The organism is Kineococcus siccus (assembly GCF_009906795.1).
Classification (GTDB): domain Bacteria; phylum Actinomycetota; class Actinomycetes; order Actinomycetales; family Kineococcaceae; genus Kineococcus; species Kineococcus siccus.
Genome location: NZ_JAAALN010000005.1, coordinates 47,040 through 56,456, shown reverse-complemented (window position 1 = coordinate 56,456; position 9,417 = coordinate 47,040). Strand labels below are relative to the sequence as shown.

The window sequence follows — 9,417 nt, the reverse complement described above, 5'->3', positions numbered from 1 at the left end:
CTTCCCCCGACCCCGGTCCCCTGCACGGTGCGGCCCGCACCGCGGTGCTCGGGTGCAGCGCGGCCGGCCGCCGGACCGTCAGCGCCGTCGGTGACGCCGACGGGTCGTCCCCCTTCCGCATCGCGTCGCTGACCAAGCCCGTGACCGCCGCCGCCACGGTGCGCGCGCTGGACCGCGCGGGGGCGCCGCTCTCGACGCCCGTCCTGGAGGTGCTGCCGGGCCTGGCCCCCGACTGGCGGGCGGACCGGAGCGTGACCGTGGAGCACCTGCTGGCCCAGACGTCGGGCCTGCGCCCGGCGGTCACGGCGGCCGCCGTCGCCGCGCTGGGGGACGGAGCCGAGGTCGCGGGCGAGGTGGCCCGCCTCGTGGTCGCCGCGGGCAGCGCCCGGCCCCCGGGCCGCCGGTGGGAGTACGACAACGGCAACTACTTCCTGGCCGGCGCCGTGCTCGCGGCCCTGCACGGCACCACCTTCGAGCGCGCCGTCCGCGACCTCGTGCTCGACCCGGCGGGGATGTCGCGGACCACGTTCGCGCCGCCGCCGGATCTGGTGCCGGGCCGCGACGCCGGCCGCGAGGTGGCCGCGCCGGACTACCCGCGGGGGCGGCGGCCCAGCGGGGGGCTGTGCTCGACCGTGGACGACCTGCTCGCCTTCGCCGAGCACCTGCTCGCCGACGAGGCGCTGCTGCGCACCACGGCCGCGGTGCGCACCTCGCCCCACGACGTCGTGGACGCCGGGCTCGGCTGGGCCCTGGGACCGTCGGGCCAGCTGTACGTCAACGGTCGCCTGCCCGGCTACCGCGCCGCCGCGGTGCTGGTGCCGCAGCACGCGCTGGCCGGGGTCGTGCTCAGCGACGACACGCAGGCCCTGCCCGCGGCCGCCGCGGTGCTCGGGGCGTGGCAGCGTGCCGCGACGGGGGACGAGCTCACGGACCTCGTCGTGGGCTACGCGGCCTGACGCGACGGCCGGACACCGGCCGCCGGCGGGCAGCAGGATGGCGGGCATGAGCACCCACGACGTCTCCGCCGCCAAGAGCTACGCCGAGCAGGCCTCCGCGAACGCCGAGAAGCTGAAGGCGGGGACGTGGGAGTCGGTGCAGGCGCTGGCGCTCACGTCGATCGCCCACAGCCTCGCCGCCCTGGCGGAGCGCCCGCCGCGCCCCTGACCGCGCTCGAGACCGGCCGCGCCGGCCCCTCAGTGGCTCTCGGTCCCCCGCCGCGACTCCAGCACCGGGTCCACGAGGCGCTCGACGACGAGCCCGGTGGCGACCGCGGCGACCGCGGCGTGCAGGACCTCCACGACGGCCTCGCCGCGGCGCCACGTGCGGGGCGGTGCTCCGGCTCCCGTGGCGTTCTCGAGCGTCTGGTCGAGCAGGATCCTCGTCACCGTCTGCGCCACGTGCCCGCGCACCGCGACGAGCCCGCTGGCCCGCCAGACCCCGCGCAGCGCGCCGAGGGCCACGCTCGTGCCGACCTGCATCGCGACCGTGGCCGCCACCGGCCGCTCGTCGTCGCCGGGTCGACGGCCGAGCAGCAGCAGCAGGGTCCGGCCGGCGACGTAGGAGGCGGGGCGACCCGTGACCGCCCGCTCGACCGCCTGCCCGGCCGCCATCGCGGCCGCACCGGCCAGGCCGCCGACCAGACCGCGGCCCGCCGCCCGCGCGAGGACGGCTCGACGGCCGCCGGTGGTGTCCATCACGGCGCCACCCTCCCCCGCCGGCCGGCGCGCCGCCACCGCGTGGCGGGCCGTCCGCAGCGGCGCGTCCGCCGCACCCGCACCACCCGCACGGGCCGCCGCCGGTGCGCCGGGCGGCGGTCCCCCGTGTCCGACCTCAGGCGTCGACCACCGCCTCGCTCCGCCGGGGGCGTTGCCGCGCAGCGACACCGGTGGCTGCCGATCGTGCGCTCTGCGGCCGGCCGGACGGACCGCGGCACGGTCGCCGGGCGCACCCCGCGAGGGAGGTGACGTCGTCGACGGTCGGTGCGGGTCTCACCTCGACCTCCCCACCCCGACGCCCACCGCGCCGAGCCTGTCCGCCGGCTCCGCGCCGGTCGCCCGGCTGGGACGCGACGCGCAGCCGTGGCACGCTCGACGACCGTGACGCAGACGAGGACGACGACGGAGGTCGGGACGGGCTCGGCCGTGAGCCGGGTCAGCGGGTTCGTCGGGCGGTGGTTCGCGCTGCTCGTGCTGGCCGCCGGGGCCGTCGCCCTGGCGTTCCCGACCGCCTTCGACGGCTGGTCCCCCGCCGTCCCGTGGCTGCTCAGCGTGATCATGCTCGGGATGGGGATGACCATGCGGCCCGCGGACTTCGCGATCATCGGCCGGCGCCCGTGGGCGCTGCTGCTCGGGGTCGCCGCCCAGTACACGATCATGCCGCTGCTGGGCTTCGGCATCGCCCACCTGCTCGGCCTCGGGTCCGTCCTCACCGCCGGGATGATCCTGGTGGGTGCCGCGCCGGGCGGGACGGCGTCCAACGTCATGGTCTACCTCGCCAAGGGAGACACTCCGCTGTCGGTGGCGATGACGTCCGTCTCGACGCTGCTCGCACCGTTCCTGACGCCGGTGCTGGTCCTGGCGCTGGTCGGGGAGTCCCTGCCCGTCAGCGGCTGGGCGCTGTTCCGCTCGATCGTCCAGATCGTGCTCGTCCCGGTGGTCGCGGGACTCCTGCTGCGCCTGCTGGTGCCCCGGGTGGTCGAGCGCTGCCTCGACGTCCTGCCCCTGGTCTCCGTGCTGGGCATCACGGCGGTGGTGCTGGCGGTCGTCGCCGGCAGCGCCCCGACCCTCCTGGAGGTCGGCCTCCTCGTGGTCCTCGCCGTCGTGCTGCACAACGTCGGCGGGCTCGCGCTCGGCTACGGCGTCGGCCGGCTCACCCGCATGCCGGTCGCCAGCCGCCGCGCCATCAGCATCGAGGTGGGGATGCAGAACTCCGGGCTCGCGGCGGCGCTCGCCACGGTCTACTTCGCGCCCGCGGCCGCGCTGCCCGCCGCGATCTTCTCCGTGTGGCACAACGTGTCCGGGTCGATCCTCGCGACGCGCTGGTCACGACGGCCGGTACCCGCCCCGCTGACGGCCGCGGGCGAGGGCGCGCTCGTCGACGACGCGGGGTCCGCTGCTCGCTGACGGCGCCCGCCCCGGGCGTCTGGCAGGATCCGGGGCGGCCTCGACGTCGCGGCCGTCCCCCGCACGCCGACGCACGAGGTGCTCGCATGGCCACCCAGACTCCTCCGCTGCGCTCCCGCGGAGCGCTCGACCGCTTCTTCCAGATCACCGAACGCGGGTCCACCGTGGCCCGCGAGGTCCGCGGCGGGCTCGCGACGTTCTTCACGATGGCGTACATCGTGGTGCTGAACCCGCTCATCATCGGCACGCAGCAGGACGGGACGGGTTCCTTCCTCGGCGGGGGCAGCGCGCCCGATCTGGCGGCCGTGGCCGCGGCCACCGCGCTGGTCGCGGGGGTGATGACGATCCTCATGGGCGTCCTGGCCAACTACCCGCTCGCGCTCGCCACGGGCCTGGGGCTCAACGCCTTCGTCGCCTTCAGCGTCGCCGCGCTGCCGGACATGACGTGGGCCGACGCCATGGGGCTCGTCGTGATCGAGGGCCTGATCATCCTGGTCCTCGTCCTGACCGGTTTCCGGGAGGCGGTGTTCCACGCCGTTCCGGCCCAGCTGAAGACGGCGATCAGCGTCGGCATCGGCCTGTTCATCACGATCGTCGGTCTCGTCGACGCCGGTTTCGTGCGGGCCGGCAGCGGTACGCCCCTGACCCTGGGCATCGGGGGTTTCCTCGCCGGCTGGCCGACGCTCGTCTTCGTCGCGGGGCTGCTGCTGACGGTCGTGCTGATGGCGCGGGGCGTGCGCGGCGCGATCCTGGCGGGGATCGTCGTGGCCACGGTGCTGGCCGTCGTCGTCGAGGCGGTCGCCCGGCTGGGCCCGCGGCTCGGCGCCGACGGCGAGGTGCGCGACCCCCGGGCCTGGGGCCTGAACGTGCCTGCGCTGCCGGACACGTGGATCGCGCGCCCGGACTTCTCGCTGCTCGGCCAGTTCGACCTGCTGGGTTCCTTCAGCCGCATCGGCGCGGTCAGCGTCGTGCTGCTCGTCTTCACGCTCCTGCTCGCCGACTTCTTCGACACGATGGGGACGATGGTCGCGATCGGCAAGGAGGGCGACCTGCTGGACGCCGAGGGCAACCCCCCGCGCATGCGGCGCATCCTGGTCGTCGACTCGATCGCGGCGGCCGCGGGCGGCGCGAGCGGCGTCTCCAGCAACACCAGCTACATCGAGTCCGCCACCGGTGTGGGTGAAGGCGCCCGGACGGGCCTCGCGAGCGTGGTGACGGGCATCGCGTTCCTGCTCGCGACGTTCCTCGCGCCCGTCGTCTCGATCGTGCCGTACGAGGCCGCGACGCCCGCGCTCGTCGTCGTCGGCTTCCTCATGATGACCCAGGTCAAGGGGATCGACTGGGACGACTTCGAGATCGCGCTGCCGGCGTTCCTCACGATCGTCCTCATGCCGTTCACGTACTCCATCAGCGCCGGCATCGGGGCGGGCTTCGTCTCCTACGTCGTGCTCAAGGTCGTCCGCGGCAAGGCCCGCGCCGTCCACCCGATCCTGTGGGTGACGGCGGCCCTCTTCGTCGTCTACTTCGCCATCGACCCGCTGCGGGAGGCCGTCGGCGCCTGACGGCGCACCGGCCTCGTCGGGATCGGGTCCCACGGCCCCGTGCCGGTCGCCGGGGGCGACACTGTCGGGGTGGACGCGCACCGCACGGCCCGGCCGTGGCTCACCCCGCGCGGCACCAACCTCGCGCTGCTCGTGGTCCTGCTCCTGGTCTACGCCACCGGGGCCGCGTCCGAGGCCACGGGAGCCCCCGGCGGGTGGTGGGTGACCTCGGCCCACGGGGTCGCCGCGCTGGCCGTCCTGGCCCTGCTGCCGCACAAGCGGCGCGTGGTCGCGCGGGGGCTGCGCCGGGCGCGGTCGACGCGGTGGCTGTCCCTGGTCATGGCGGCCCTGCTCGCGACCACCCTGCTCACCGGGCTCGCGTCCGCCACCGGCCTCGTCACCGGCGTGGGCAACCTCGGCATCCTGTGGTTGCACATCGCCGGGGCGCTCGTGGTGCTCCCCCTCGTCCACTGGCACGCCCTGGCCCGGCCCACCCGGCCGCGCCGCACCGACCTCTCCCGCCGCACCGCGCTGCGCGCCGGGGTCCTGGGGGCCGTCTCGGTCGCCGGCCTGGGCGGCACGGAGGTCGCCGTCGCCGCGCTCGAGCTGCCGGGGGCCCGGCGTCGGTTCACGGGCTCGGTCGAGACGGGTCGCCTCGTGCCGGCGCTGCTGCCGCCCACGAGCTGGCTCGACGACCGCGCCCCGACCGTCGACGCCGGGCCGTGGCGGCTGGCGGTGGCCGACGCGGCCGGGACCAGCCACCTGGCCCTGGGTGAGCTCGCCGCGTTCTCGACGACCCGGCGGGTCACGCTCGACTGCACCTCGGGCTGGTACTCCGAGCAGGACTGGACCGGCGTCCCCCTGTCCGCGCTGCTGCCGGACCGGGGTTCGGCGCGCAGCGTCCTGGTGACGTCGCGCACGGGCTACTCCGCGCGGCTGCCGCTGACCGACCTCGACCGGCTCCTGCTGGCGACGGCCGTGGGCGGTGCGCCGCTCAGCGCGCTGCACGGCTTCCCGGCGCGGCTCGTGGCCCCCGGACGCCGGGGCTTCTGGTGGGTGAAGTGGGTGGACCGCGTCGAGCTCAGCAGTGCGCCGCCGTGGTGGCGCCCCCCCTTCCCGCTGACGTGAGCGGGCCGTGCGGCCGGCGGGGCCGCCGACCCCGCCGCCGCTGCGCCCGGGACGGTCCCCGAGGATGGGCCCGGGAGGCGGTTGGCGCCGCCCCGGCGAGGACCAGGAGCTGCTCGTGCGCACCGACATCGACCCGCAGACCGTCGGGCCGGCGGCGTTCTACCGCCTCATGACCGCCGCCGTCGTGCCGCGGCCCATCGCGTGGGTCTCGACGCGGTCGGCCGCCGGCGTCGACAACCTGGCGCCGCACTCCTTCTACACCGTGTCCTCGGTCGATCCCCCGGTCCTGCAGTTCACGTCCGTCGGCCGCAAGGACACCCTGCGCAACGTCGAGGAGACCCGCGAGTTCGTCGTGAACCTCGCGCCCGAGGCGCTGTTCGAGCAGGTCAACGCGACCGGGACGGACTTCCCGGCGGGGCTGAGCGAGTTCGACGAGGTCGGCGTGGCGCGCGAGCCGAGCCTGCGGGTGGCGCCGCCGCGCGTCGCCGGGTCCCCGATCGCGTTCGAGTGCGTGCTGCACAGCACGGTCCTGCTCGGTGACAGCACGGTCGTGTTCGGCCGCGTCGTGCACGCGGCGGTCGCCACCGACGTCCTGAGCGACGACGGGCTGCCCGACGTGCGGCGGCTGGAACCCCTGGCCCGGCTCGGCCGGGACCAGTGGAGCCTCGTGGGTGAGCTGCGGGAGATCACCCGCACGCCGTACGCGGACCGGCGGTCCCGGCCCTAGAGCGTCAGCAGGCGGTCGAGCAGGACGTCGCCGAAGTCCTCCGCGATCGACAGGACGACGCGCGCGCCACCGCGCCGCTCCTCGGCGAAGCCCGTGTAGAGGGCCCGCAGGTCCGCGATCGTCTGTCCCCGACCGGGTCCGTCCGTGTGGTCGACGACGACGGGGACCCGCGGCGCCGAGGTGGGTGTCGCGCCCCCGGCGGCGACGGCCACGGCGAGCGGGTCGTGCAGCGCCGCCGACGGCCGCCCGAAGATCGGCGTGTAGAAGGCGAAGTAGAACTCCAGCATCCGCGCCAGTGCCGTGGTCGCGGGAGTTCCCGCGGCGAGCAGCGCCTCCCGGTGCCGCTCCTCGAAGCGGTGCTGCATGGTCACGTCGAGCCCCACCATCGTGAGGTCCCAGCCGGCCGAGAACACCGCGTGCGCGGCCTCGGGGTCGTTCGCGACGTTGGCCTCCGCGACGGGGCTCACGTTGCCGGGGGCCAGGGCCGCACCTCCCATGACGGTGACGTCGCGCACCAGCCTCGGCAGTTCCGGTTCCAGGCGCAGCGCCAGCGCGAGGTTCGTGAAGGGACCGATCGCGAGGACGCGCAGGCGGCCCTCGTGCTCGCGGGCCAGTCGCACCAGCATCTCCGCGGCCGACTCGCCCCGGAGCGGGGTCGGCGACGTGGCGAGCTGGACGTCCCCGATCCCGTTGCGCCCGTGCACGTGCGGGGCGCCGCCCGCGAAGGGGTGGCTGAGGGGGTCGTGCGCACCGACGGCGACGGGCACCTCGGGGCGGCCCAGCAGGTGCAGCAGGTCGCTGGTGTTCCGGGCGCCACCGGCCGCGGACAGGTTCCCGCTCACGGCGCCGACCCCGACGAGGTCCACCCCCGGCGTCGCCACGAGGTAGGCGAGGGCGAGCGAGTCGTCGATGCCGGTGTCGCAGTCGAGGAAGAAGGGGGTGCTGTCCATGCGCCCGATCCTGCCGCACGGCGGCGGTGCCCGGGTCAGCCCCCGGCGGCCCGCGCACCGCGGCGGACGGCCGTCACGACCGACGCGGCGCCCAGCGACAGCGCCGCCGCGTCCGTGGTCACGACCACCGAGGTGAACCCGAGGTCGAGGAGCGCGCTGCTGCGGTCGGCGGTCGCGCCGAACGCCGCCGCCCGCACGCCGGCGCGGGCGCAGGCCGCGACGACCCGGCGCAGGGGCGCGTCGGCCGCCGGGTCCGCGACGAGGTCGTCGACGTCGCGGCCGAGGGTGAGCGAGAGGTCGAAGGGACCCACGAACACCTCGTCGACGCCGGGGGTGGCGGCGATGTCGTCGACCACCGCAAGGGCCGCCGCCGTCTCGACCATCACCGCGACGCTGACGGCCCGGTTCGCCGCGTCCGCCGCCGGGACGGGGCGAGCGTGCAGCCCGCCCAGCGGCCCCCAGCTGCGCCCGCCCAGCGGGGGGTAGCGGCACGCGTGCACCGCGGCGCGCGCGTCGGCCGCGCTGTCGACCATCGGCACGACCACCCCGTCGGCGCCGGCGTCCAGGGCGCGCCCGATCCACGCGGCGTCGTTGGACGGCGGCCGGACCAGGACCCGGACGCCGTCGTGGCGGCGGCTGCAGACGTCCAGCACCGAGGCGTCGTCGTGCTCACCGTGCTGGGCGTCGAGGCAGATCCAGTCGACGCCCGAGGCCGCCAGCAGGGCTGCGACGGCCGGCGACCGGAGCATCGACCACCCCCCGAGCAGCGGTTCGGCCTCCGGAACTCCCGCGGAGATCCCGCTCACTCGTCCCACCCCTCCTGCGCCTGGTCGCACGTCTCGCGGAACACATACTGGGACAGCCGCTTGCGGTGGTGGCTCGACCAGTCGATGGCCGGGCGCCGCTCCTCGGGCGGCACGTAGCCGATCCGGTAGACGGCCATGAGCTCGAGGTCGTCCGGCACGCGGAGCAGGGCCTCGATCCGCGCCCAGGCGCCGGGCACCTCCATGGGGAACGAGACGAACTGGATCCCCAGCCCGACCTCGGTCGTCGTCAGCCACAAGTTCTCCATGGCGGCGCCCATGCTGAACAGCGAGTAGAACGAGGACAGCTCCCCGGGCCGGTACTCGGCGCGGTCGAGCAGGACCCCCAGCAGCAGGGGGGAACCCGCGACGAGCCGCCGGTTCTCCTCCCCCAGGGTCTGCGGGACCCGCAGGGTGTTCACGAGCCGCTGCCCGCTGCGGGTGAACACCTGGCGGGTGAAGGGGCGCAGCGGTGCGGGCAGCCGGTCGAACAGCATGCCCGAGCGGGTCCGCTCCATCTCCGCGGCGCTGAAGCGGAAGTACCGCTTGTAGCGCTCGAAGAACGTCCCGCCCGCCATCGCCTCGGTCATGGCGTCGCCGCTGATCGCGGCCACGGCCCCGATCGTCGCGGGGTCCTCGACGAGCACGAACCGCCACGGCTGGCTGTTCAGCTGCGAGGGGGCCCGGCCCGCGACCTCCACGAGCAGCCGCTGGTGCTCGGCGGAGACGGGGTCGGGCAGGAACGCCCCGTTGGTCGTGCGCCGGCGCCGGATCGCCTCCAGGAGCTCCACGGTTCAGGCCCGCACGGAACGCAGGGTGGCCGCGTACGCGGGAGCCGCGGTCAGCGCCAGGACGACGTGCCCGCGCGTGCGGGCCGACACGTGCGGGATCGCCGCGAGGGGCAGCGCGGCGGGGAGCAGCGTCAGCAGGGCGCGGTCACGGGTGCGCAGCAGCGCCGCCGCCGCCGCGAGCGACAGGGTCACGGTCGCGACGTAGACGGCGTGGTGCACCCAGCGCGCCCGCGACGTGTCCAGGCGGTGGGTGGCGACCGCGAGACCCAGGGCGCAGTTGGCGGTGTAGCTCGCCGAGGCGGCGGTGACGAGGGCCCTGACCACGGGCGTCATTCCACCACGCGGCTCCCGCCGT

Annotated in this window: 11 protein-coding genes; 6 read left to right on the top strand and 5 right to left on the bottom strand. The window is 75.9% G+C overall.

The annotated features are described in order from the left end of the window. Together GTR02_RS01860 and GTR02_RS01855 are read left to right on the top strand one after the other, a co-directional pair. Positions 1–956: serine hydrolase domain-containing protein (locus GTR02_RS01860; RefSeq protein WP_166605766.1), on the top strand; the 956-nt coding region annotated here is incomplete at its 5' end. Positions 957–1,002: 46 nt separating this feature from the next. Continuing rightward, positions 1,003–1,164: a hypothetical protein gene (locus GTR02_RS01855; RefSeq protein WP_166605765.1), complete on the top strand. Its 162-nt coding sequence runs from the start codon at positions 1,003–1,005 to the stop codon at positions 1,162–1,164. Between the two features lie 29 nt (positions 1,165–1,193). Here the strand turns inward: GTR02_RS01855 and GTR02_RS01850 are convergent, their stop codons facing one another. Then, entirely contained in the window at positions 1,194–1,694 is a 501-nt protein-coding gene (locus GTR02_RS01850) for a hypothetical protein (RefSeq protein ID WP_166605778.1), read from the bottom strand. Positions 1,695–2,096: 402 nt separating this feature from the next. Between GTR02_RS01850 and GTR02_RS01845 the strand changes: the two genes are divergently transcribed. From GTR02_RS01845 to GTR02_RS01830, 4 genes are all read left to right on the top strand, one after another. After that, entirely contained in the window at positions 2,097–3,122 is a 1,026-nt protein-coding gene (locus tag GTR02_RS01845; RefSeq protein WP_338073515.1) for a bile acid:sodium symporter family protein, read from the top strand. A gap of 86 nt (positions 3,123–3,208) precedes the next feature. Beyond that, entirely contained in the window at positions 3,209–4,684 is a 1,476-nt protein-coding gene (locus tag GTR02_RS01840; RefSeq protein WP_166605764.1) for an NCS2 family permease, read from the top strand. A gap of 69 nt (positions 4,685–4,753) precedes the next feature. After that, entirely contained in the window at positions 4,754–5,791 is a 1,038-nt protein-coding gene (locus tag GTR02_RS01835) for a molybdopterin-dependent oxidoreductase (RefSeq protein WP_166605763.1), read from the top strand. 115 nt (positions 5,792–5,906) lie between these two features. Next, positions 5,907–6,518 carry a flavin reductase gene (locus GTR02_RS01830; RefSeq protein WP_166605762.1) on the top strand — a complete coding sequence of 204 codons (612 nt, stop codon included), beginning with the start codon at positions 5,907–5,909 and terminating at the stop codon, positions 6,516–6,518. Here the strand turns inward: GTR02_RS01830 and GTR02_RS01825 are convergent. Genes GTR02_RS01825 through GTR02_RS01810 form a run of 4 tightly spaced genes read right to left on the bottom strand, consistent with a single transcriptional unit; the run spans position 6,515 to position 9,395 of the window. Continuing rightward, positions 6,515–7,468, bottom strand: a complete 954-nt coding sequence (locus GTR02_RS01825) for a nucleoside hydrolase (protein ID WP_166605761.1) — start codon at positions 7,466–7,468, stop codon at positions 6,515–6,517. The genes GTR02_RS01830 and GTR02_RS01825 overlap by 4 nt on opposite strands. Before the next feature lie 35 nt (positions 7,469–7,503). Then, positions 7,504–8,274, bottom strand: a complete 771-nt coding sequence (locus GTR02_RS01820) for an aldolase/citrate lyase family protein (RefSeq protein WP_166605760.1) — start codon at positions 8,272–8,274, stop codon at positions 7,504–7,506. Continuing rightward, positions 8,271–9,062: a nitroreductase family protein gene (locus GTR02_RS01815; RefSeq protein WP_166605759.1), complete on the bottom strand. Its 792-nt coding sequence runs from the start codon at positions 9,060–9,062 to the stop codon at positions 8,271–8,273. The genes GTR02_RS01820 and GTR02_RS01815 overlap by 4 nt, the downstream gene beginning before the upstream one ends. Positions 9,063–9,065: 3 nt before the next feature. Beyond that, positions 9,066–9,395 carry a hypothetical protein gene (locus tag GTR02_RS01810; RefSeq protein WP_166605758.1) on the bottom strand — a complete coding sequence of 110 codons (330 nt, stop codon included), beginning with the start codon at positions 9,393–9,395 and terminating at the stop codon, positions 9,066–9,068. Positions 9,396–9,417: the final 22 nt, after the last annotated feature.